20 protein-coding genes are annotated in these 21,949 nt (G+C 76.3%); 9 read left to right on the top strand and 11 right to left on the bottom strand.

Going from position 1 to position 21,949, the window contains the following annotated elements; translation table 11 throughout:
- Positions 1-199 precede the first annotated feature (199 nt).
- Entirely contained in the window at positions 200-3,043 is a 2,844-nt protein-coding gene (locus C7Y72_RS12245) for a helix-turn-helix transcriptional regulator (RefSeq protein ID WP_107568997.1), read from the bottom strand.
- Between the two features lie 122 nt (positions 3,044-3,165).
- Between C7Y72_RS12245 and C7Y72_RS12240 the strand changes: the two genes are divergently transcribed.
- On the top strand, positions 3,166-3,882 hold the full coding sequence (locus tag C7Y72_RS12240; RefSeq protein WP_107568996.1) for an SGNH/GDSL hydrolase family protein: 717 nt from the start codon (positions 3,166-3,168) through the stop codon (positions 3,880-3,882).
- A gap of 119 nt (positions 3,883-4,001) precedes the next feature.
- Here the strand turns inward: C7Y72_RS12240 and ppc are convergent, their stop codons facing one another.
- Entirely contained in the window at positions 4,002-6,728 is a 2,727-nt protein-coding gene (ppc, locus tag C7Y72_RS12235) for a phosphoenolpyruvate carboxylase (protein ID WP_158276828.1), read from the bottom strand.
- 60 nt (positions 6,729-6,788) lie between these two features.
- The gene (locus C7Y72_RS12230; RefSeq protein WP_107568994.1) at positions 6,789-8,804 is read right to left on the bottom strand and encodes an oxidoreductase; all 2,016 of its coding nucleotides are present in this window, start codon (positions 8,802-8,804) and stop codon (positions 6,789-6,791) included.
- A gap of 87 nt (positions 8,805-8,891) precedes the next feature.
- On the opposite strand from C7Y72_RS12230, the gene C7Y72_RS12225 reads away from it, so the two are divergent.
- The 3 genes from C7Y72_RS12225 to C7Y72_RS12215 are packed head-to-tail and all read left to right on the top strand — an operon-like array spanning position 8,892 to position 11,407.
- Entirely contained in the window at positions 8,892-10,391 is a 1,500-nt protein-coding gene (locus C7Y72_RS12225; RefSeq protein WP_107568993.1) for a serine protease, read from the top strand.
- A gap of 50 nt (positions 10,392-10,441) precedes the next feature.
- Positions 10,442-10,843 (top strand): hypothetical protein, encoded by a 402-nt coding sequence (locus C7Y72_RS12220; protein ID WP_107568992.1) that lies wholly within the window; start codon positions 10,442-10,444, stop codon positions 10,841-10,843.
- Between the two features lie 6 nt (positions 10,844-10,849).
- On the top strand, positions 10,850-11,407 hold the full coding sequence (locus tag C7Y72_RS12215; protein WP_107568991.1) for a DUF4352 domain-containing protein: 558 nt from the start codon (positions 10,850-10,852) through the stop codon (positions 11,405-11,407).
- Positions 11,408-11,414: 7 nt separating this feature from the next.
- Here the strand turns inward: C7Y72_RS12215 and C7Y72_RS12210 are convergent, their stop codons facing one another.
- The 5 genes from C7Y72_RS12210 to C7Y72_RS12190 all read right to left on the bottom strand — a co-directional run bounded on the left by C7Y72_RS12210 (position 11,415) and on the right by C7Y72_RS12190 (position 15,963).
- Positions 11,415-11,846: a VOC family protein gene (locus C7Y72_RS12210; protein WP_107568990.1), complete on the bottom strand. Its 432-nt coding sequence runs from the start codon at positions 11,844-11,846 to the stop codon at positions 11,415-11,417.
- 51 nt (positions 11,847-11,897) lie between these two features.
- Positions 11,898-12,245: a hypothetical protein gene (locus tag C7Y72_RS12205; protein WP_107568989.1), complete on the bottom strand. Its 348-nt coding sequence runs from the start codon at positions 12,243-12,245 to the stop codon at positions 11,898-11,900.
- 58 nt (positions 12,246-12,303) lie between these two features.
- Complete coding sequence (locus C7Y72_RS12200) at positions 12,304-13,254, bottom strand: hypothetical protein (RefSeq protein WP_107568988.1); 951 nt, start codon at positions 13,252-13,254, stop codon at positions 12,304-12,306.
- A gap of 340 nt (positions 13,255-13,594) precedes the next feature.
- On the bottom strand, positions 13,595-14,854 hold the full coding sequence (locus tag C7Y72_RS12195) for an RNA polymerase sigma factor (protein ID WP_158276827.1): 1,260 nt from the start codon (positions 14,852-14,854) through the stop codon (positions 13,595-13,597).
- A gap of 275 nt (positions 14,855-15,129) precedes the next feature.
- A complete protein-coding gene (locus C7Y72_RS12190; RefSeq protein ID WP_107568986.1) occupies positions 15,130-15,963 on the bottom strand; it encodes an alpha/beta fold hydrolase in 834 nt (277 codons plus the stop codon).
- 96 nt (positions 15,964-16,059) lie between these two features.
- Here C7Y72_RS12190 and C7Y72_RS12185 point away from each other — a divergent pair, with 96 nt between their 5' ends.
- On the top strand, positions 16,060-16,506 hold the full coding sequence (locus C7Y72_RS12185; RefSeq protein WP_107568985.1) for a MarR family winged helix-turn-helix transcriptional regulator: 447 nt from the start codon (positions 16,060-16,062) through the stop codon (positions 16,504-16,506).
- Positions 16,507-16,510: 4 nt separating this feature from the next.
- On the opposite strand, the gene C7Y72_RS12180 is transcribed toward C7Y72_RS12185, so the two are convergent.
- On the bottom strand, positions 16,511-18,133 hold the full coding sequence (locus C7Y72_RS12180; RefSeq protein ID WP_107568984.1) for an AMP-binding protein: 1,623 nt from the start codon (positions 18,131-18,133) through the stop codon (positions 16,511-16,513).
- Between the two features lie 196 nt (positions 18,134-18,329).
- Here C7Y72_RS12180 and C7Y72_RS12175 point away from each other — a divergent pair, with 196 nt between their 5' ends.
- Positions 18,330-18,515: a hypothetical protein gene (locus tag C7Y72_RS12175; protein WP_107568983.1), complete on the top strand. Its 186-nt coding sequence runs from the start codon at positions 18,330-18,332 to the stop codon at positions 18,513-18,515.
- Here the strand turns inward: C7Y72_RS12175 and C7Y72_RS12170 are convergent.
- Together C7Y72_RS12170 and C7Y72_RS12165 are read right to left on the bottom strand one after the other, a co-directional pair.
- The gene (locus tag C7Y72_RS12170) at positions 18,488-19,675 is read right to left on the bottom strand and encodes a sensor histidine kinase (protein ID WP_107568982.1); all 1,188 of its coding nucleotides are present in this window, start codon (positions 19,673-19,675) and stop codon (positions 18,488-18,490) included. The two genes, C7Y72_RS12175 and C7Y72_RS12170, sit on opposite strands and share 28 nt — an antisense overlap.
- Positions 19,672-20,313 (bottom strand): response regulator, encoded by a 642-nt coding sequence (locus tag C7Y72_RS12165; protein ID WP_107568981.1) that lies wholly within the window; start codon positions 20,311-20,313, stop codon positions 19,672-19,674. Before C7Y72_RS12165 ends, C7Y72_RS12170 begins: the two co-directional genes overlap by 4 nt.
- A gap of 180 nt (positions 20,314-20,493) precedes the next feature.
- Between C7Y72_RS12165 and C7Y72_RS12160 the strand changes: the two genes are divergently transcribed.
- The 3 genes from C7Y72_RS12160 to C7Y72_RS12150 all read left to right on the top strand — a co-directional run bounded on the left by C7Y72_RS12160 (position 20,494) and on the right by C7Y72_RS12150 (position 21,824).
- On the top strand, positions 20,494-20,697 hold the full coding sequence (locus C7Y72_RS12160; RefSeq protein WP_107568980.1) for a hypothetical protein: 204 nt from the start codon (positions 20,494-20,496) through the stop codon (positions 20,695-20,697).
- 258 nt (positions 20,698-20,955) lie between these two features.
- Positions 20,956-21,393 (top strand): ribosomal protein L7/L12, encoded by a 438-nt coding sequence (locus C7Y72_RS12155; RefSeq protein WP_146175357.1) that lies wholly within the window; start codon positions 20,956-20,958, stop codon positions 21,391-21,393.
- 11 nt (positions 21,394-21,404) lie between these two features.
- The gene (locus C7Y72_RS12150) at positions 21,405-21,824 is read left to right on the top strand and encodes a YccF domain-containing protein (protein ID WP_107568979.1); all 420 of its coding nucleotides are present in this window, start codon (positions 21,405-21,407) and stop codon (positions 21,822-21,824) included.
- Positions 21,825-21,949: the final 125 nt, after the last annotated feature.

The raw sequence follows: 21,949 nt of genomic DNA, 5'->3' as shown, positions 1-21,949 counted from the left end.
TTTCGCGTCCGGTGAGCGTGCCCGGACGCACCGGAGTGCGTGGTCCAGCGGGACCCGGGCGCCATCGCGGGTCAGCACCCGTGTGGTCCGGGCTCCCGGCGCACACGCTTCCGTGCCGGCAGGGGGTCGGCGCGGACCAGGGGGCGTCGCAGGCCGTCGGGGACGCGGCCGGCGTCGCCCTGTCCGCTTTTCGGTGCGGTCAGGAGGCGGGGCGGTCGCGGCGGGCCGCGATCGTGGCGAGCTGCACGCGCGAGCCGACCTCGAGCTTGCGCAGGATGTTCGAGACGTGGGTCGACACGGTGCGGCGCGAGACGACGAGCCGGTCGGCGATCTGCGGGTTGGACAGGCCCTCCGCGACGAGCTCGGCGACCCGCCGCTCGGCGGTGGTCAGCGACTCCCAGCCGGTGGCGGGCCGTGTCCGCGGCCCGCGCGCGCCGCGCCGCAGGCCGGCGGCGCGCAGCGCCCCGCCGATGCGGGTCGCCTCGCGGGCGGCGCCGAGGCTCTCGGCGTGGGCGAGTCCCGTGTCGGCCAGCCGCGAGGCGTCGTCCGCGCGTCCCGCCGCGGCCAGCGCGACGACGGCGTCCGCGCACGCGGCGAGCGCCTCGAACGGCCGCGGGGCCGCGCTCGCGCGCGCCGCCGCGGCCACCAGGCCGTCGACGTCGCCGCGGGCCAGGGCGGCGCAGTGGTCCGCCAGCGCGGCCAGCGACGTGCTCTGCGGGGTCCCGGCCGCCAGCGCCGCGACGTCCTCGGCGACCGCGAGCGCGCGGCTGGTGGATCCCCGGGCGACGAGCATGCGGACGAGGTCGACCGCGAACGGTCGGCGCAGCGCGGGGCGCTCCGCCGCGGCGAGCTCGTCCCACAGCGCGTCGAGGAGCGCGAGCGCGGCGTCCGCGTTCCCGGAGGCCTCCAGCACGAGCGCGTGCGCGAGCGTCGCACCCGCGACGTCGTGGGCGACCGCGCCCGCCGCCTCCAGGCGCGCGATCTCGGCCAGGCGCTCGCGGGCCGCGGGCAGCTCGTCGCGGCGGGCGTGCAGGACCGCGAGCGCACCGAGCGTGTCCAGCTGCCAGCCGGCCCCGGTCGCGCGCGCCGCCGCCACCGCGGCGAGGTGCTCGGTCATCGCGTCGTCCCAGGCCCCGGCGGCCTGCAGCACCGCGGCGCCGAAGACGTGCAGGAAGGTCGCCGGGGCGCGCATGCCGAGCCGCTCGTAGGCGCGGTGCGCCTCCCCGAGCCGGGCGCGGGCCTCGTCGAAGCGGTCGAGGTCGGCGAGCGCGACGGCGTGGTGCAGGTGCGGATGGCTCGCGAGCACGGGTCGCGTCGGCTCGCGGGCACCGGCGGCGACCGCGGCCGCGGTGAACCGCTCGTGCGCGACGAGGTCGCCGCGCTGGCGGGCGAGCAGCCCGCGGACGTTCAGCGCCTTGATCTCGGCGGGGATCGCGCCGCTCTCCACCGCGGCCTGTCGCGCCCGCTCGGCCGCGGCGTCGGCGACGTCGGCGCGCTCGAGGAACATCGCGCCGATCGCCAGCCAGGAGAGCGCGACCGCCCGGTCGGGGGGAGCGACGCCCGGGGACGCCAGGGTGGTGCGGGCCTGGTCGAGCACCTCGGGGAGCCGGCCGCGGAGCATCATCGACTCCATCAGGCCGAGGCGCAGCGCGCCCTCGCCGTCGGGATGGACGCCCTCCTCCAGCGCGGCGCGGCAGAGCGCCTCGCCCTCGTGGCGGTCACCGGCGGCGATCACGTCGAACGCGAGCTGCGCGGTGAGCAGGCCCCGCAGGGGGTCCCCGGGGGCCGCGAGCTGCAGGGCGGTGCGGCGCAGGCCCACGGCGACGTCCGGGCCGGCGAAGGCCGCTTCGGAGGCGGCGCGCGCCAGCCAGGCGACCGCCTCGCGGTCCCCGGGCTCGGCTCCGAGCGCGAGGTGCTCGGCGACGCGGCCCGCGGGCGCCCCGACGGCGGCGAGCGCGCGACCGAGCTCCAGGTGCAGCGCGGCGCGCGCTGAGGCGGGGAGCTGGTCGGCGACGACGTCGCGGACGAGGTCGTGGCGGAACGCGAGCCCTTCGCCCTCGGCGGTGAGCAGCCCGGCGCGGGTCGCGGGTTCGAGCTCCTCCCAGAGCCGCGCGGCGGGCCGGTCGGCCAGGAGCGCGAGGTCCGCGGCGGAGAACCGGGTGCCCAGCAGCGCGGCGAGCTCGAGCAGGCGGACGGTCGCGCCGTCGAGCGCGGCGAGCCGGGCGCGCACGAGGTCGGCGAGGGTCGCGGGCAGCGGCCCGTCGCCATCGGCGAGCTCGACGCGGTCGCCGTCGCGGACGAGCCGCCCGGCGGCGCGCAGCCCGTCGACGAGCTCCCGCACGTAGAGGGGGTTGCCGCCGCAGCCGGCCACGTGGGCGCGGAGCGCCGGACCGGGGTCGCCGCCGGTGAGTGCGGCGGTGAGCTCGACCGCGCCCTGGGGCGGGAGCGGCTCGAGCGCCAGATCGACGGTCGCGTGGGCGCGGCCGGCGGCCAGCAGGCGGGCGACCGGCGTGTCGTGCGCGGGCGGTCGCGTCAGCACGAGGAGCAGCAGCGGCAGGCCCGGCGCGGCGTCGGCGAGGTGTCCGACCACGCGCAGCGAGGAGGCGTCCGCCCACTGCAGGTCGTCGAGGACGAGCAGCAGCGGGCCGCCGGCGCAGCGGTCCTCGACGGCGGCGCCGAGCTGGTCCACGACCCACAGCTCGCGGTCGCCGCCGTCGGCGCTGCCGTCGAGGACGCCGGGCGGGGCGGCCGCGAGCACGCGCCGGGCCTCCGCGAGCCGTGGCAGGTCGGGGGCGCCGTCGCCGATCGCCGCCGTCGCGGGCGCGAAGGGGCGGCGCGCGGCGAGCTCGGTGGCGCGCCCGGTCCCGACGGCCACGCCGGCGGCGCGGGCGGCGGTCGCCAGGGCCGCCGCGAGCGCGCTCTTGCCCGCCCCGGGCTCGCCTCGGACCACGGCGAGGCCCCCGCTGCCGCGTCGAGCGCGGTGCAGGGCGTCGGAGAGGGCCGCGAGCTCGGCGTCGCGGTGCAGCAGCAGCGGTGCGTGCATGACCGGCGTCGCCCGGACGAGGTGCGACAGCGGTTGACGATACGGGCCGCGGCGGCCGGGTGTCGGGGCGCCCGGGCGCCCGCCGGGTGAGCCGCGGGGCCATCTCGCCCGAACATCGTGCGATGGAGTTCGCGTACGACAACCTCAACCACCGGTCCCCGACGCTGCTGGGCCGGACGCTGAAGGCCGCGCTCCCGGGCGTGCGGCTGGTCGCCGCACAGACGCGGCCGTACGCGGCCTGGTGGCGCGCGCAGAACCTCGAGACGCTCGCCGAGCGGGATCCCGCGCCACTGTGGGTCGTGCTGGGCGACTCGATGTCGCAGGGCATCGGCGCGTCCTCGGTCCAGGGCGGCTGGGTGCCGCGCGCGCAGGTGGCGCTGCGCGACCGCGGACTGGACACGCGGGTGCTGAACCTCTCCTTCAGCGGGGCGCGGACCGCCGACGTGCTCGAGCGCCAGCTCCCGGCGCTGCGGGACGCCGGGGTCGAGCCGGACGTCGTGACGCTGCTGATCGGCAGCAACGACCTGCTGCGCCGCAGCCTGCGCGCGGAGCTGCTCGACCGCTCGCGCGAGCTGCTCGACGCCCTCCCCCACGGGACGCTCGTGGCGACGACCCCCGGGTACGGGCGGCTCGGCGAGGTCGCGACGCTCGTGGAGGCGCACCCGGCGCTCGTGCCGGTGCCGCTGAGCTTCGGGCGCGGCGAGGTCGCGCAGGACCGCTTCCACCCCGACGACCGCGCCTACGCGCGGCTCGCGCGGACGTTCACGGACCCGCTGGTGCGCGCGGTGCGCCAGGGGACACGGTCGTTCTCCACCGCCGGAACCCTCGATCATGGGTAGAGGGTTCGCGACGACCCGGAGATCCCAGCACCGGACGGCGATCCCGCGGTCACCGACCCGCCGCGACCCGACCCTCGACCCATGCTCGAGGGTTGCTCGTCGGTTGACGGAATCCCGGATCAGCCGGTGTTCCGCAGCCCACCGGCGATCCCGTTGATCGCCAGGAAGCTCGCCCGCGCGAGCTCCGGGTCCTCGTCGCCGGCGCGGCGGCGGCGCAGCAGCTCCACCTGCACGAACGACAGCGGGTCGACCGACGGGTTGCGGCGCGCGATCGACCGCTGGAGCACCGGGTCGCGCGACAGCAGCGCGTCCTGCCCGGTCACCGCCAGCAGCTCCGCGATCGTGCGCTCCAGCTCCTCGCGGATGCGCGGCCACAGCCGCTCCCGCAGCGCCGCGTCCTCCACGAGCGCCGCGTAGCGCGCGGCGATCACCGGATCGGCCTTCGCGCACGCCATCTCCGCGTTGGACAGCAGCGCGGCGAAGAACGGCCAGCCGGCCTCCATCTCGCGCAGCAGCTCGACGCCGTGCTCCTCGCGGGCGGCGCGCAACGCGGTGCCGAGCCCGAACCAGGCGGGCAGCACGATCCGCGCCTGCGTCCAGCTGAACACCCACGGGATCGCGCGGAAGTCCTCGATCCGGTCGGTCTGCCGGCGCTTCGCCGGCCGCGAGCCGAGCCGCAGGCGCGAGATCTCGTCGACCGGCGTCGCCGCGTGGAAGAACGCCACGAAGTCGGGATCCCCGTAGACGAGGTCGCGGTAGACGCCCGCCGAGCGCTCCGCCATCGCCTCGAGGACCGGTTCGAAGCGCGCGCGCTGCTGCGCGGACAGCTGGGCGTCGCCGGGTCCCGCGCCGCGCAGGAGCGCCGCCGAGGTCGTCAGCTCGAGCTCGCGATGGGCGATCTCCGGCACCGAGTACTTGTCGGAGAGGACCTCGCCCTGCTCGGTCACCTTCAGCCGGCCCCCGACCGTGCCGGGCGGCTGCGCGAGGATCGCGACGTTGCTCGGCCCGCCGCCGCGGCCGACGGCCCCGCCGCGGCCGTGGAAGAACGTCCACCGCAGCCCGTGCTCGCGCAGCACCTCGACCAGCTGGAGCTGCGCGCGGTACACCGCCCAGCCCGACGCGACGTAGCCGACGTCCTTGTTGGAGTCGGAGTACCCGACCATGATCTCCTGCTCGTCGCCGAGCGCCGCGAGCGCCCGCCGGTAGCAGGGCATCCGCACGAGCGTGCGCATCGTCTCGCCCGCGGCGGCGAGCGTCTCCCCCGCCTCGAACAGCGGGACGACGCGCATCAGCGCACCGGCACCCCCGGCCTTCGTCAGCCGGCACTCCTTCATCAGCAGCAGCACCTCGAGCAGGTCCGCCGGGGTCTCGGTGCCGGAGACGATGTAGGTCAGCAGCGCGTCCGCGTGCTCCCCGGTGCGCTGCGCGTAGAGCATCCGGAACGTCTCGACCGTCTCCTGCGTCGAGGCACTGAAGCCCGAGGTGTCCGCGGGGATCAGGGGCCGGCGGGCCTCGATCTCGCGCTCGAGGATCGCGCAGCGGTCGGCGACCGAGCGCTGCGCGTAGTCCTGCTCGAGCCCGAGCTCGGCGAGGATCTCCCCGATCGCGTGCCGGTGGATGCCCGCGTGCTCGCGGACGTCGAGGCGCATGAAGTGGAAGCCGAAGACCTCGACCTGGCGGATGACGTCCTGCAGCTCCCCCGCGGCGACGTGGCGGCCGTTGCCGTCCTGGAGCGCGTCGCGGCAGGCGCGGAGGTCCGCGAGCAGCTCGTCGGGACCGCGGTAGCCCTCGAGGTCGCCCTCCCAGGTGGCCCGGAGCCGCCGCGCGATCAGGGTGAACGCCCGCCGGTAGGGCTCCTCGGGGTTGCGCAGGCGCAGGCCCTCGGCGAGCTCCGGGAACCGCTCGGTGCCGTCGGCGAGGACGTCGGCGAGCGCGGGCGGGTCGCCGACCAGCCGCGAGCTGAGCGACACGCGCGCGGCGAGGTCCATCGCGCGGTCGCGCAGGAACCGCAGGCACGCCTCGCGCATGTCGGCGAGCGCCTGCACGGTCACGTCGGGCGTCACGAACGGGTTGCCGTCACGGTCGCCGCCCATCCAGGAGCCGAACCGCAGCAGCGGCGGCACGTCGATCTCCTCGTCCGGGTAGGTCTCGGCGATCGCGGCCTCGAGCTCGCGGTAGAGCTGGGGCACGACGTCCGCGAGCGTCGAGGTGACGTACAGCAGGCCGGTGCGGACCTCGTCCAGGACGGTCGGCGAGACCGCGCGGATCTCGTCGGAGCCCCACAGCTCCTGGACGGCGGAGGCGAGCTGCATCGCGGCGACCGCCTCGGACTCGACGGTCGGGCGCCGCTCGTCGAGTCCGCGGAGCACGGCGAACACGCGGGCGAGCTTCTCGAGCGTCGTGCGGCGCCGCGCCTCGGTCGGGTGTGCGGTCATCACGAGCTGCACCTGGGCGCGGCCGAGCAGCCGCCGCAGGACGTCGGCATCGACCCCGTCGGCGGCCAGGCGGCCGACCGCGTCGCGCAGCGACCCGCGCCGCGGGCCCGGGGCCTCGGCGAGCTCGCGGGCGCGGATGCGCCGCACGCGCTCGTTGTCCTCGGCGAGGTTCGTGAGCTGGAACCACCGGGTCAGCGAGCGGATCAGCACCTGCAGCTCGTCCGGCGCGAGGCCCGCGACGAGCGCGGCGAGCTCGTCGGCGGCCGCGTCGTCGCCGCCGCGCAGCCGGTCGCCGAGCGCGACCGCGCGCCGGTGGAGCGTCAGCGCGCCCTCCCCCTCGGCCTCGCGGATCACGTCCTCGAGCACGCCGCGGATGAGCTGCTCGTCGTCGGAGAACGTCCTCGTGGTCACCCGCCGCAGGCTACGGGAGCGGTCCGGGCGCCACCCTGGACCGCCGGTCGGATCCGGTGCTCAGAGCCGGGCGGCCAGCCGTGTCGCCCCGTCGATCGCGCGCTTGGCGTCGATCTCCTGCGCGCGCTCGGCACCGCCGACGACGTGGACCTCGAGGCCGTCGAGCCCCGCGAGCAGGTCGGTGCGGGACTCCTGGCCGGCGCAGACGACGACGTGGTCGACGGCGAGCGTGCGCGGCGCCCCGGCGACGGTGACGTGCAGGCCGTCGTCGTCGATGCGCTCGTAGGTGACGGCCGCGAGCTGCTCGACGCCCTTGTGCACGAGCGCGGCGCGGTGCACCCAGCCGGAGGTCTTGCCCAGGCCGCGGCCGATGCGGCCGTCGGTGCGCTGCAGCAGCGTGACGCGCCGGGGGGACGGCTCGACGGCCGCGGCGGTGAGGCCGCCGGGGTGCTCCTGCGGGTCGGCGACGCCCCACTCGGCGGCCCAGGCCGCGGGGTCCAGGGTCGGCGACCGGGTGTGGGTGAGGAAGGCGGTGACGTCGACGCCGATGCCGCCCGCGCCGACGACGGCGACGCGCTCGCCGACGGGCGCGCCGCGCAGGACGTCGGTGTAGCCGAGCACGCTGGGATGGTCGATGCCGGGGATCGCGGGGACGCGCGGCCGCACGCCGGTGGCGAGGACGATCGCGGCGTGGCCGGCGGCGCGCAGCTGCGCGGCGGTGACCTCGTGCCCGAGGTGGAGGGTGAGCCGTGGGGCGAGCAGCTCGATGCGCCGGGCGTAGTAGCGCAGCGTCTCGGCGAACTCCTCCTTGCCGGGGACGCGCCGGGCGAGGTCCCACTGGCCGCCGATCTGCTCGCCGGCCTCGTACAGGTCGACGGCGTGGCCGCGCTCGGCGAGCGTCACGGCGGCGGCCAGGCCCGCGGGCCCGGCCCCCACGACCGCGTGGCGGGCGGGGGTCGCGGCGGGCTCGATCCGCAGCTCGGTCTCGTGGGCGGCGCGCGGGTTGACGAGGCAGCTGGCGCGCTTCTTGCGGAAGACGTGGTCCAGGCAGGCCTGGTTGCACGCGACGCAGGTGTTGATCTCGTCGCTGCGCCCGGTGCGGGCCTTGGCGACCCAGTCCGGGTCGGCCAGCAGCGGGCGCGCCATCGAGACGAGGTCGGCGGTGCCGTCGGCGACGAGCCGCTCGGCGAGGTCGGGCATGTTGATCCGGTTGGAGGTGACGAGCGGCAGGTCGACGTGCTCGCGCAGCTTGCGGGTCACCCAGGTGAACGCGCCGCGCGGCACGGAGCTGACGATCGTGGGCACGCGGGCCTCGTGCCAGCCGATGCCGGTGTTGATGATCGTGGCCCCGGCGGCCTGCACGGCGCGGGCGAGCTCGACGATCTCCTCCCAGCGCTGGCCGTCGGGGACGAGATCGAGCATCGACAGGCGGTACATGACGATGAAGTCGTCGCCGACGAGCTCGCGGGTGCGCAGCAGGATCTCGATCGGGAGCCGCATGCGACCCTCCGCGTCGCCGCCGTACTCGTCGTCGCGGTGGTTCGTGCGCGGCGCGAGGAACTGGTTGATGAGGTAGCCCTCGGAGCCCATGATCTCGACGCCGTCGTAGCCGGCCTCGCGGGCGAGCGCGGCGCAGCGGGCGAAGTCCTCGACGACGTCGCGGACGCCGTCGGTCGACAGGGCGCTCGCGCGGAACGGGCTGATCGGCGCCTTGGTGGCCGACGCGCTGACGTTCCAGGGGTGGTAGCCGTAGCGGCCGGCGTGGAGGATCTGCAGCGCGATCCGGCCGCCCTCGGCGTGGACCGCGTCGGTGACCTGGCGGTGCCGGCGGGCGTGGGCGCTGTCGGTCATGCGCGAGGCCAGGGGCAGCAACCAGCCCTGGCGGTTGGGGGCGTAGCCGCCGGTGACGACGAGCCCGACCTCGCCGCGGGCGCGCTCGGCGAGGTAGGCGGCGAGCTTCGGCAGGTCGGCGCGGCGGTCCTCCAGGCCGGTGTGCATGGAGCCCATCACGACGCGGTTGCGCAGGGTGGTGAAGCCGAGGTCCAGCGGGGCGAGGAGGTGCGGGTAGTCGCTCACCGGGCAAATGTTACGGCCATGTAGCTTTGGCCGTCGTGGCGCCCGGTGCGGCGCGGCGGCCGCCGGCGCCCGGCATCATGGGAGGCCATGAGCGGGACCACGGGTCGGGTCGCCGCCGCGCTGCTCGCCGTCTGCGCCCTGGGCGCGACGGACGCACGCGCGGCCGACCACAGCGCACGGATCGTCGGCGGCACGCCGTCCGCGTCGGGAGCCTGGCCGGCGCAGGCCCACGTCACCGGCGACCAGGGGCTCGTCGCCACGGGCTGCGGCGGCACGCTCGTGAGCGCGCGCTACGTGCTCACCGCCGCGCACTGCGTCGGCAACGCGTTCGGGGCGGTCCTCGCCCCGTCGGCGTTCACCGTGCGGCTCGGCAGCGACATGGCCGACCGCGGCGGGCAGACCTACGCGGTCGACGCGGTCACCCGCCACGAGGGCTGGACCTCCAGCACGACCGAGAACGACCTCGCGCTGCTGCACCTCGCCCAGCCCGCCCCGCAGGAGCCGCAGACGCTCATCGCCGAGGACGAGACCGCCCTGTGGGCGCCCGGGACCGCCGCGAAGGTCATCGGCTGGGGCCTCACCTCGACCAACGGACAGGGCTCCGACGTCCTGCTCGAGGCGCCGCTGCCGATGGTCTCCGACGACGAGTGCACGCGCGCGTGGAACGACACGTTCAAGCCCGCCAACCAGGTCTGCGCGGGCGGCGGCAGCACCGACAGCTGCCAGGGCGACTCGGGCGGACCGCTGCTCGTCCCGCGGGGCGACGGCTTCGCGACCGTCGGCATCGTCTCCTACGGCACCTCCGAGGGCTGCGCGACGCCGGGCATCCCGAGCGTCTACACGCGCATCGGCGCCCCCGCCCTGAACCAGTGGATCCGCGCGCGCGTCCCGACGTTGCGCATCCGCCCGTCGGTCGCCGGCCCGCGCGCGGGCACCGCGGTGACGCTCACCGCCGACGCCTCCGGTCCGGCCACCGCGGCCGCCGGCCAGATCGTCTGGGACCTCGACGGCGACGGCGCCTTCGACGACGCCACCGGGGCCACCGCGCCGGTGCTGTTCGCCGCCGGCCGGCGGACCGTCCGCGCCGCGGTCGCGCTGCCCGACGGGGACCGCGCCGTCGCGCGCACCACGATCGAGGTCCGCCCGGCCCGCACCGTGCCCGCGGGCGTCGCCGCGAACGGCCGCACGCTCGCCGCAATCCCGGACCCGTTCGCCGCCCCGGCGGGCGGCGCCGCACTCCTGCGCACGCAGATCGCGCGCCCGGCCCGGACCTTCGCGCTGCCGCGCCTGCGCGGCAGCCGGCTGCGCGCGACGATCGCCTGCGCGACGGCGTGCTCCGCGCGCGCGACGCTCGTCGTGAGCGCCGCGACCGCCCGGTCGCTGGGGCTGCGTTCCCGCACGATCGGCAGCGGCACCGCGAAGCTCGCCGGTGCCCGGGTCGCGGACGTCACCGTGCGCGTGCCGACCGCGGTGCGGCGGAAGCTCCTGGCGCCGCGCGTCCTGCGCGGCGAGCTGCGCATCCGGGTCCGCGCGGACGGCCGGACGCTCTCCCGGACCGCCGCGGTGACCGGTCGCGCCACGCGCTGAGCCCCGCCGGGCGGGTTTCCCCGCCCGTCCGCCAGGGAATTCCGGCCCGCATGCGCACGTCGCTGCACCGCCCGCTCCTGCTCGCCCTCCTCGGGGCCTCGCTCGCCGTCGCCGGCTGCGGCGACGACGGGGACGACGCGCCGTCGACCGTGGACCCGGCGGCCTTCAGCCGCGCGTTCGAGCAGGCGACCGGCGTGCAGCTCTCGGTCTCCAGCAGCTACGGCGGCACGACGAACCTGCGACGGGTCGACGACCGCCCCGACGCCCGCTACGGCTCGTTCGCGATCCGGATCACCGACGAGGACGACGACGACCGCGCGATCGCCGTCGCCACCGGCGGCGCGAGCACGCGCACGTACCCGAAGGGGGTCGAGCTGTCCTCCTACTCCGGCCCGCGCAACCCGGAGGTGCTCGAGCGCCTGGACCGTGCGGTGCGCGCCGCGCTGGCCTGACGGCAGGTGCCCGTCGGCGACCGCACGTGCGCCCAGCAGCGCCTGGACCTCACCGGTGCGCGAGAGGGCTCGTGCTGGCAGGACGGCCGCCGGATCACGGTGGCCAACGCGGGCACCGTGCTGCAGACCTCGGCGCTGCGCGCGAAGCTCGAGGGCGCGTCGACGCGCCAGGTGCTCCCGCGGGCGGAGTCCTTCCTCGAGCCCGAGCGCGCTCGCGGCCGCTTCGTGGTCGCCCGCGTGACCGTGACCAACCAGACGACGCGGCCGGTCAACTCCGTGCGCTCGAGCCTCGTCATCGGCCAGAACACCTACGCCGAGAGCTCCGCCGGCTTCCGCTATGGCGACCGCGACATCTACCCGCTGCAGCCCGGGGGCAGCGCGACGCTGACGCTCCTCTACGACATCCCGCAGGACGCCGCGCGGACCGCGCTGCAGCAGGGCGCCGTGGAGCTGCCCGGGTCGACGCTCGACGGCGGCGGCCTGTTCGACCGCGACGAGGTCGGCCGGATCCGCCTGGCGGGCGCCCCGAGCGCGAAGCTCGCCGGCGCCCGCTCCGACGACTGAGCCGCCGTCACCCCGCCGAGGGGTGCGGCCCGTCCTGCGGGGTCGCGAACGCGCCGCCGTCGATGAGCTCGATCCGGTACCCGTCGGGGTCGGCGACGAACGCGATGCGCGGCAGGTCGTCGCGGTCCCCCGGCCGGTAGGCGGGCTTCTCGGGCTCGACGCCGAGCTGCTCGCGCAGCGTGGCGAGCGTCGCGTCGAGGTCGTCGACGGTCAGCGCGACGTGGTTGTAGCCCTCGCCGAGGTCGTAGGGCTCCTCGCGGCCGACGTTCACGGTGAGCTCGAGCTGGTCCCCCTCCCCGGGGAGGCCGAGGTAGACGTTGTAGGCGCTGTCGAAGTTCAGCTGGCCGCGGCGCTCGAAGCCGAGCGTCTCGTAGAAGCGGACCGACGCGTCGATGTCGCGGACGCGAACGCAGGTGTGGACGAGCTTGAGGGGGGACATGCAGCGAGGATCGCAAATCGCGATCCTCGCACTGCGACGTGCCGTCCCGGCCTACCAGGGACGGCGGCGCCCGACGGCCCGGGCGACGGCGCACGGCACCGCTCCCGGGCCGTCGCGCTTGTGGGCGACCGCGGAGACGGTCCGGGCCGCCGGGGCGGGGCCGTGCTCGCTGACCCAGGCGATGACGGTGCGGCCCTCGAGGGCCGCCGGCAGCTCCTGGTCCAGCAGGTCGGCGCCGATCAGGACGACGGCGTCGGGCCGGTAGGTGAGCCCGGCCCGGGCTTCGGCGACGGAACGCCAGCTTCCCGCAAGCGTGATGTCGGGGCAGTCCCGCAGCACGCGTCCGAGCGCGTGGGACAGGAGCTGGGCCCGGTCGATGACGACGAGTTGGATGGACACGACGTGCTCTCCCCTGCGCGGTGCCGGGCGGCGGGGGCCGCCCGGCACGGTGCGCATCTCAGCCGACGCGGACCAGGAGCGAGGCCAGCAGCTCCAGGGTGGCGCCGGACACCGGCGCGCCCTCCGTGGCGGGCGCCGGTGTGACCGCCGGGGCGGGCGGGGTGGTGAGGAGCGCCGAGACCTTCGCCAGCGAGGCGGTGAGCCCCGTCAGGAGGGTGGCGGTGGCCTTGGCGCCCGTGCGGACCATGCGGTCCATGCGGTCGCCGAGGCGCTCCATGGCGCGGGCGAGGTCGTCCATGACCGTCCAGACGCGGGTCTTCAGGTCGGCGCGGACGTCGACCATGACCTTCCCCCAGACCTGGGCCTCGCGGTCCACGCGGGCGGGCAGGCCGGTGATGATCGCCTGGATCTTGGCGCTGACCCGCGTCGGGAGGTCGGTGCGGGGCATGACGCGCGCGAGCGCGGCGGCCAGGTCCTTCACGCGGACGGTGAGCCCGACGACCGCCTCGGCGATCTGCGGGCGGACGTCCTGCGGGGCGGACCGCTGGAGCTCGGCGACGAGCGCGAGCAGCGCCTCCCGCCGGGCGATCGCGGTCGCGACCGCGTCGGCGAAGGACGCGGACAGCCGGCCGCGGACGTCGTCGAGGAGGTCGGTGAACAGGACCGCGTCGTCGGTGTGCTGCTCGACGACGAGGAGGGCGCCGACCGCGAGGTCGGCCGCGGCGGGTGCGTCGGCTCCGTCACGTGCGACGGACAGGCGGCGGACCTCCTGCTCGGCGCGGGCGGCGGCGGCCTGGGTGGCGCGCAGGGTGATGCGGATGCGCGCGGTGGCGCCGAGGCGCACCGCGCGGCGCAGCGCGGTCGCCTGCTGGTCGGCGCGCTCCAGCGCCGTGGTGATGCTCGCGACGTCCGACCGGCTGGACGTCGAGGGGGTCGCCGCGTGCGCCGTGGCGGCCGGGACGAGCGCTGCGCCGATGCTGAGCGCGGCGATCAGGGACTTGGACCTCATGGTGGACCTCCGTTGGGACTGGACCGCATCCTGCGGTCCGCGGGTTCCGCCGACCCTTGGGCGGGGTCGACTGCCTTCCACCACGAACGGCCACGCCCGCTGTGAGGGGGTTTGTGGCACTTGGCACCTGCGGACTCCGATGCTCGGAGTCCGTACTTCACGGTGCCGCACGACCGCCGAGCCGGGACCCGCGATGGCTGTCGCAGGTCCCCGGGGAACCTCCAGTGGTGGTGGGCCTCCGCACCCCGACGCCCCGGCCACACGACGACGACGGGCGCGCCGTGGGCGCGCCCGTGCTGGACGAACGTCGGAGGGGGCGGCGTCCTGCGCCGCCCGCCTTCTAGGGCCTGCCGCCGAGGATCGACTCGACGAGCTTCAGCGCGTCGCCGCTGGCCTTCTCGGCGATCTGCGTGCCGAAGTCGGTCGCCTTGCGGGCGGTCGGGTTGCCGGTCGCGGCCGCCGCCTTGCGGGCGGTCTGGAGGCTCGATCGCGTGATCTGCCGGGCACTGCGCACGGCGGTGACCGCCGGCTGACGCGGCGCGGAGCGCGGACGCGCGACGGCGCGCACCCGCCGGGCCTTCGCGGCCGTCCGCTGCTTGGCGACCGCGCGGCGTCGCGTGCGCGCCTTCGCCCGGTGCTGCGCCGGGGCGACGGATGCGCGCTCGTGCGAGGAGCTGTCCAGCGGGGTGGCGGTCGCGAGGATGCTCCGCGGGACGGCGGGCGCCGTTCGCGGCGTGGCGGCGGGGGCCGCGGCCTTCGGCACGGGCGGCGCGAAGCGCTCGGACTCCAGCGCGTTGACGCCGACGCCGACCCCGGCGGTGACCGCGACGACCGCGGCGAGCTTCGCGCTGAGCCCGGTGCCGAGCGTGAGCGCCCCGCCGGTGGCGACGGCGCCGCCGCCCGCGCCCGCCCCGAGCAGGACGGGCAGGGCCAGCGCGGGGCCGAGCGGGAAGAGCACCCGCAGGTCGCGCCGCCGCGTCGCGAGGCGACGCGCGGCGTCGCGACAGTCGGTGCAGCCGGTGAGGTGGGCGCGGATCACGCGGCCGTGCGCGGTGCGCCCGTCGGAGCTGATCCGCGACATGACGACGTCGCAGCTCGCCGACCGCGCCTCGCGGAAGTCGACGAGCGCGGCGCGGCCGTCGGCGACCGCGCGGCGGGCGGCCGACGGCGAGACGCCGAGCACGTCGCCGATGTCGGTGTAGCCGAGCCCGTCGAGCTCGCGCATGACGAGCGCGCCCCGCTGCTGCGTCGGCAGCCGGCGCAGGTCGCCGACGAGCTCGCGCAGGCGATCGCGCACGTCCGCCGTCTCCTCGACGGCGGTGACCGCGATCTCGTCCACGACGAGGTCGACGGAGACCGCGTCGCGGCGCCGGCGCAGCACGTCGACGGCCGCGTTGTGCGCGATCCGGTAGAGCCAGGGCCGCAAGGTCATGTCGCGCGAGGCGCCGGGCAGCGCCCGGTAGGCCGAGAGCATCGCGTCCTGCGCGACGTCGCGGGACTCCTCGGCGTCACGCAGCAGCGTTCGGCAGTAGCGCTCCAGCCGCGGCAGGTAGCGCGCATAGATGGCGGCGAAGGCGTCGTCGTTCCCGGCGGCGACCATCCGTGCCAGCGTCTCGTCCGGGAGGGCGCGGAGCGCCTTTCCGAGCCGACCGCATCCCTCTCCAGAGTAGGTCATCTCCCCCATACGGACGAATATACGGGGGGAATTTTTGAGAAAGCAACCGTGGATTGCGCGCTATGGCGCGCTGACCGTCTCCGCCAGTTGCTGCGCCAGCTCGTCGCAGACGTGGTCCTGCGGGCAGCAGCCGCACGGCGGCCCGCCCGGCCCTCGCCCGGGCGGGCAGGCACGCGCGCCGGCCGACTCGCCGCGCGGGCTCAGCCGAGCGTGCGCAGGAACGAGATCAGCGCCTCGTTGAACGCGTCGGCGTGCGTGGCGTTGAGCCCGTGCGGGCCGCCCTCGATCAGCGCGAGCTGCGCCCCGTCGATCGTCTCGTGGGTGCGCTTGCCGGAGACCTCGAACGGGACGATGGCGTCGCTGTCGCCGTGGATGACGAGCGTCGGCACGTCGATCTTCGCGATGTCGTCGCGGAAGTCGGTGCGGCCGAACGCGGCGATGCAGTCGAGCGTGCCCTTGGGCGAGGCGCCGGAGGCGATCCGCCAGAGGTAGTGCTTCAGCGGCTCGGAGACGAGATCGGTGCGGTCGCCGACGGCGAAGAAGTTCGACACGAAGCCCTCGAGGAACGCGAGCCGGTCCCCGGTGACGCCGCCCTCGAACTCGGCGATCGTCGCGTCGTCGAGGCCACCGTCGGGGTTGTCGTCGCTCTTGTAGAGGTACGGCGGGACCGCGGCGGCGAACACGGCGGCACGGACGCGCTCGCTGCCGCGGGTGCCGAGGTAGCGGGCGACCTCGCCGCCGCCCATCGAGAAGCCGACGAGCGCGGCGTCGCGGACGTCGAGGTGCGTGAGCAGCGCGTCGAGGTCCCCGGCGAAGGTGTCGTAGTCGTAGCCGTCCCACGGCTGGGAGGAGTCGCCGAAGCCGCGGCGGTCGTAGGTGATGACCTGGAAGCCGGCGTCGACGAGCGGCGCGATCTGCGGCTCCCACGAGCGGCCGCTCAGCGGCCAGCCGTGGATCAGGACGACGGGCTTGCCGGCGCCGACGACCTCGTGGTGGAGCTCGACGTCGGAGCCGGGGATCTGGAGTGCGGACATCGGGGAAGGCCTTTCGTGGGGGTGGGTGGTGCGCGGCTCAGAACCTATCACACGATCCAATCGTGCACGATGTAATCGTGGAGGTACCATGTCGGGATGGCCGCCCCGCCACCGCTCACCCTCGACGAGGCCCTGTGCTTCGCGCTCTACTCCGCCTCACGCGCGGTCACGACGCTGTATCGGCCACTGCTGGACCCGCTGGGCCTGACCTACCCGCAGTACCTCGTGATGCTCGCGCTCTGGGAGCGCGACGCGCGCACGGTGCGGGAACTCGCCGACGCGCTGCAGCTCGACTACGGCACGCTGTCCCCGCTGCTCAAGCGGCTCGAGGCGACGGGCCTGGTGGAGCGCCACCGCCGCCCCGAGGACGAGCGCTCGGTGCTCGTGCAGCTCACCGCCGCCGGGCAGGCGCTGCGCGAGTCCGCGGCGTGCGTCCCCGATCGCGTCGCGACCGCGATGGGGCTCACGCCGGGCGACTTCGAGCGGCTGCGCGGCACGCTCCAGGACCTCGCGCGCGCGGTGCGCGAGGCCCCCGCCGCCTGAGCGCTCAGTCGCGCGGGAGCGCCGCCCGCCGGATCTTCCCGGTCGCGGTGCGCGGAAGCGCCTCCACGACGGTAATCGCGCGCGGCACCTTGTAGCGCGCGAGGTGCGCGCGGACGTGGTCCTTCAGCGCCTCCTCCGTGACCGGGCCGCGCAGGACGACGAACGCGACGAGCCGCTGGCCGAACTCCTCGTCGGCCACGCCGACCGCCGCGGCGTCCGCGACCGCCGGATGCGCGGCGAGCGTCGCCTCGACCTCCTGCGGGAAGACGTTCTCGCCGCCGGACACGATCATCTCGTCGTCGCGGCCGTCGACGAACAGGCGGCCCTCGTCGTCGAGGTGGCCGAGGTCGCCGATGCCCATCAGGCCGTCGACCACCGGTCGTCCCCCGCCCCCGGTGTACCCCTCGAAGAGCTGCGTGCTGCCGACGAAGATCCGGCCCGTCGTCCCGGGCGGGACCGCGCGACCGTCCGCGTCGAGGATCCGCACCCGCACGCCGGGGACCGGGCGCCCCACCGTGCCGGGCGCCGCGCGCAGGTCCGACGGGGTCGCGAGCGACACGCCCCCGACCTCGCTGGAGCCGTAGCCGTTGTAGAGGACCGCCCCGAAGCGGTCCATGACCCGGCCGACGAGGTCCGGGGAGAGCGGCGCCGCCCCCGACGCGACGACCCGCAGCTCGGGCAGCGGCCGCGCGTCGTCGACGTCGACGAGCCGGCGCAGCATCGTCGGCACGGCGCACAGCACCCCGACACGGTGGTCGGCGAGCGCCGCCAGCACCGCGGCGGGGTCGAAGCGCCGCTGCAGCACCAGCGGGGACCCGGCGGCGAGCCCGGCCACCATCGCCGCGAGCCCGAACATGTGGTTCAGCGGCGGCGCGACGAGCAGCGGCGCGCCCGCCCGGGGCACCGGCCGGATCCGGGCCAGCAGGTCGACCGCGGCGGGCGCCGCGGCGAGCAGCGCGAGCGGGGTCGCCGACGAGGTGCGCGGCGCCCCCTTGGGCACCCCGGTCGTGCCCGAGGTCAGCAGCACGACGCGGCCGCTCCCGCGCGCGCCCCGCGGCGCCGGGAGGCCCGCGCCCTCGACGAGCAGGTCATCGACGGTCTCCCCCGCGACCGGGCCGTCGTGCCAGGCGACGACCCGCCCGCCGGCGAAGCCGTCCAGCAGTCCGGCGAACTCCTCGTCGTGGACGACGAGCTGCACGCCCTCCCGGTCGAGCACCGCGCGCAGCTGCGGGCCGGCGAAGTCGGTGTTCAGCGGCACGAGGTCGGCACCGACCCGGGACGCGGCGAGCGCCGCGACGACGAAGCCCCGGTGGTTGCGACACAGCACGCCCACGCGGGCGTCGGCGGCGGGCAGCCGGACCGCCAGCGCGGCGGCCAGCGCGCGCACGTCGGCGTCGAGTTCCTCCTGCATGAGGGTCCCACGCTCGTCGTGTAGCGCGGCACGCGGCGCCCACAGCGCCGCGCCGAGCGCGGCGGCGGACGCCAGCGCCCCGCCGGCCCCGCGGACGGCGAGCGCCGCGCGCAGCGGGCGGTCCGGTCGCACGGGGCGCAGCGCCCCGCTGCGCGCGACCGTGCCGCCCGCGCCGAGCAGGGGACCGAGCGGGCCGGTGGGCGGGGTCAGGCGCATCGTCGGGCGAGTATCACGCACCGGTCCTCGCCCCGCACGAGGCCGACCGGGCCGCCCGGCCCGCCCCGGACGCGACGATCGTCGGCCGATCGACCGACGCCGCGCACCCCGGAGGATCTGCCGATCGGCGGATGCCGGACCGGGTGCGCCGGCGGGAGGCTGTGACCGTCCACCTCCTCCCGAAAGGACGCCCCCCATGCCCCTCCCCGACGCCATCGCCGATCGCCTCGACCGCAACCGCCTCGCGATCCGTCGCGACGGTCGCGCGCTCGTCTCCGGCGCCCGGCCGCTGCAGCAGCGGCTCGCGGAGCTCGGCTCGCACATCCAGCAGGCCCGGCGGGCCCACGACGCGGTCTATCCGCCGCGCCGCCGTCCCGCCTGAGCGTCCGGGCCACCGGGTGGCACCCGGACCTGCACCGTCGTCCCGGTCTCCTCGGCGGTGACGATCCGCAGCTCCCCGCCCGCGGCCCGCACCCGTTCGATCAACGCGGCCACGCCGATGTGCCGGTCCCGGACCGCCGACTCCAGGCGGCCGTCCGGGATGCCGCGACCGTCGTCCGCCACCGTCAGCGCCAGGTCCTCCCCCTCCGGCGCCACGGTCACGCGGACGGCGGTCGCGTGCGCGTGCTTGGCCGCGTTGCCGAGCAGCTCGCGCGCGGCGCTGACGAGCAGCTCCGACGCTCCCGTGCGCTCGACCTCCGGCGCGACCGTCACGGTCGCCGCGAAGCTCCCGCGCTCGGCGGCCTCGTCGGCGAGGCTCTCGAGCACCGCGGTCAACCCCGCCCGCTCGAGCCCGAGCGGGTGCATCTGGAAGACCTCCCGGCGCAGCTGCCGGTCGGTCTCGTCGAGCGCCGCGCGCAGGCGCTCCTGCGCGCCGGGCACGCCGCGCGCGAGGTCGGTGACCTCCTGGCGGGCGAGCAGCACGTTCTGGATCGCGTGGTCGTGCAGCTGCTCGGCGAGGCGGCGGCGCTCGCGGGCCTCGGCGTCGAGGGTCTGCTGCACGAGCGCGCGGCGGGTGGCGGCGAGCTCGGCGAGCGCCCGCTGGCGCAGCCCGACGAGCACCGAGAGCATCACGGCCGCGCCCGCGACCCAGAGCAGCGCGGCGCTGTCGGCGGCGACGAGCTGCCAGTCCCCCGGCAGGGTCGTGCGCGGATGCGGCAGCGTCACCGCGAGGTAGGCGAGGACGGCGAGCCCCGACCAGGCGGCGGTCAGCCGCGGGGACAGCCGCAGCGCCGCGGCGATCGGCAGCACGAAGAACACGTAGGTGAGGGGCGAGGCGGGACCGCCGCTGGTGTAGACGACGAGCGCCAGCAGCACGAGGTCGAGGAACGCCTGACCGGTCCCGGTGAACGCCGCCCCGCGCCGGGCGAGGACGACCACGAGGCCGGCGAGGGCGTAGAGCGCGAACGCCGCCATCACCCACGGGTAGGCGCCCGTGGTGGCGTCGGGCTCGGCGGTGGCGGTCCCCAGCAGCGCGACCGGCACGAGCGCGAGCCGTAGCAGCGCGATCCCGCGGACCTCGGAGGCCCGGTCGGCGGTCATTCCAGCAGGCCGCGACGCATCGCCTCGGCGACGCACGCCGCGCGGTCGGAGACGCCGAGCTTCTCGTAGAGGTGGCCCAGATGGGTCTTCACCGTGCCGGGCGCGAGGTGCAGCCGCGCCGCGACCCCCGGGGCGCTGAGGCCCTCGGCGATCAGCACGAGGATCTCCTGCTCGCGGTCGGTCAGGACGGGACGGTCGTCGTCGACGCCCTGGGCGCGCAGCTGCTCGAGCAGGACGCCCTGGAGGCTCGGGTGCAGCGTCGAGTCGCCTCGGGCGGCCGCCTCGATCGCCTCGCAGACCTCGTCGCGCTCGGCGCTCTTGGGCAGGTAGCCGACCGCGCCGCCCGCCAGCGCCTGGTGCACCACGGGGCCGTCGACGAAGGCGGAGAACATGACGACGCGCACCGGCCGCTGCTCGCGGCGCAGGGCCTGCAGGACCTGGAGGCCGTCGAGCTCCGGCATCCGCGCGTCGAGCAGCAGCACGTCGGGCGCCAGCTCGCGGGCGAGGTCGAGCGCCTGGCGGCCGTCGGTCGCCTCGCCGACGAGCTCCAGCGACGGGCGCAGCTCGATCGCGCGGACCATCCCGTCGCGGAACAGCGGATGGTCGTCGGCGACCACGACCCGGACGCGCTGGCTCATCCGCGGATGTCTACCACCGACCGCGGCCGTGGACGACGCCGCCGGTCGGCGCGCGAGCGTCGGTCGATCGGCCGACCGCGGACGGTCCCCCACGCACCCCGATGAGCCCCTTCCGCGGCCGGGCGCGGCGCGCGACGCTGCGGGCACCGTCCTGTCACCCCACCCTTGGAGGGCCGTTCCGTGCACGACGCCTACACCTGCCCGCACTGCGGGGGCCGCGTCACCCCGTTCGCCGCGGGCTGCGCCTACTGCGGCGCCGATCTCGACGCCGAGCGCCGCCGCCGCGCGACCCCGCCGATGCGGCGCCTGCGCGACGGGCTCGTCGAGCTGCGCCACCGGGCCCGCCGGCCGGGCACGCGCCACCGGCTGTCCGCGCACCGGTAGGGCCGGGCCCCGCGGAGCGGCTCGTCGCGAGGAGCCATCCAGGTGCGGTGCCGGTCCCTCACGACCTCGGGGCGGGGATGTCCGGCACGTACTCGCCGGGACCGTCTCGTCGCGTCGGGAGACTCGTCCTCGGACATTGCCGCAAGCCTGGTGGCAGCTCGTGCAGATGCTGGCCGACCAGCCCGGCCGCCGACCGAGTTTCCCGCGCGGTTCGCCGACGTCCACGATCGGTGGTGCCCGCAGGCTAAGGTCAGGGCCGTGTTCTGGCGCAGGAAGCAGCGGAGCGACGATCCCTTCGGCGGCGGCGCAATGGTCGTCCCCACGCCCTCGGCGGCGTTCCTTCCGGCGCGGGGGGACCACGAGCTGGTCCTCGAGGCCGCGGGCGAGCAGCAGATCCGGATCATCAAGGTCTGCCGTGAGGCCACCGGACTCGGGCTGAAGGAGGCCAAGGACCTGGCTGACCGTGCCCCGTCCTCGCTCGGCTCCTTCTCCGCGGCCGACGCCGAGCGGCTGCGGGCGCAGATCGTCGCCGCCGGCGGCCGCGCGAGCGTCAGGCGGGCGGCCGGCGGCAGCACGCCCGAGCCGGCCGCTGCCGACACCGTCGAGCTGCTGGAGCGCCTCGTCGCCCTTCGCGATCGCGGCGCGCTGACCGACGAGGAGTTCGCCCGGGAGAAGCAGCGCATCCTCGGCGCCTGAACTGAACCGCCGTGCGCCTGGCCCTCAACCTCATCTGGCTGGTCCTCGCCGGCTTCTGGCTGTTCGTGGGCTACGCCTTCGCGGGACTCGTCTGCTTCGTCTTCATCATCACGATCCCGTTCGGGGTCGCGTCCTTCCGTATGGCCTTCTACGCCCTCTGGCCCTTCGGCCGCACCGTCGTCCCCCAACCCGGGAAGACGGCAGGCTCGACGGCCGGCAACCTGCTCTGGTTCGTCCTCGGCGGCTGGTGGCTCGCCCTGGTCCACCTCCTGACCGGCCTGCTCCTGTGCCTCACGGTCATCGGGATCCCGCTCGGCGTCGCGAACCTCAAGCTGCTGACGGTCAGCCTGCGGCCGTTCGGCCGGGAGATCGTCAGCATCGAGGAGGCCCGCGCGCGCGGACTGACCGGCGAGGCGGGGTTCGGCACCTGACTCCCCCCGGGGCGCCCGGACCTGCCTCAGATCGTCTCGACCGTCCCGGGCACACGGGAGCGCAGTGCTCGCCGACGCGCTCCGTCGTCCGGTCTCCGTGGGGACACCCGCGAGGACGCAGCGTC

The organism is Paraconexibacter algicola (genome assembly GCF_003044185.1).
Lineage (GTDB): Bacteria > Actinomycetota > Thermoleophilia > Solirubrobacterales > Solirubrobacteraceae > Paraconexibacter > Paraconexibacter algicola.
The sequence above is the reverse complement of the archived record's forward strand: the minus strand, read 5'-3'. Positions and strand labels throughout refer to the sequence as shown.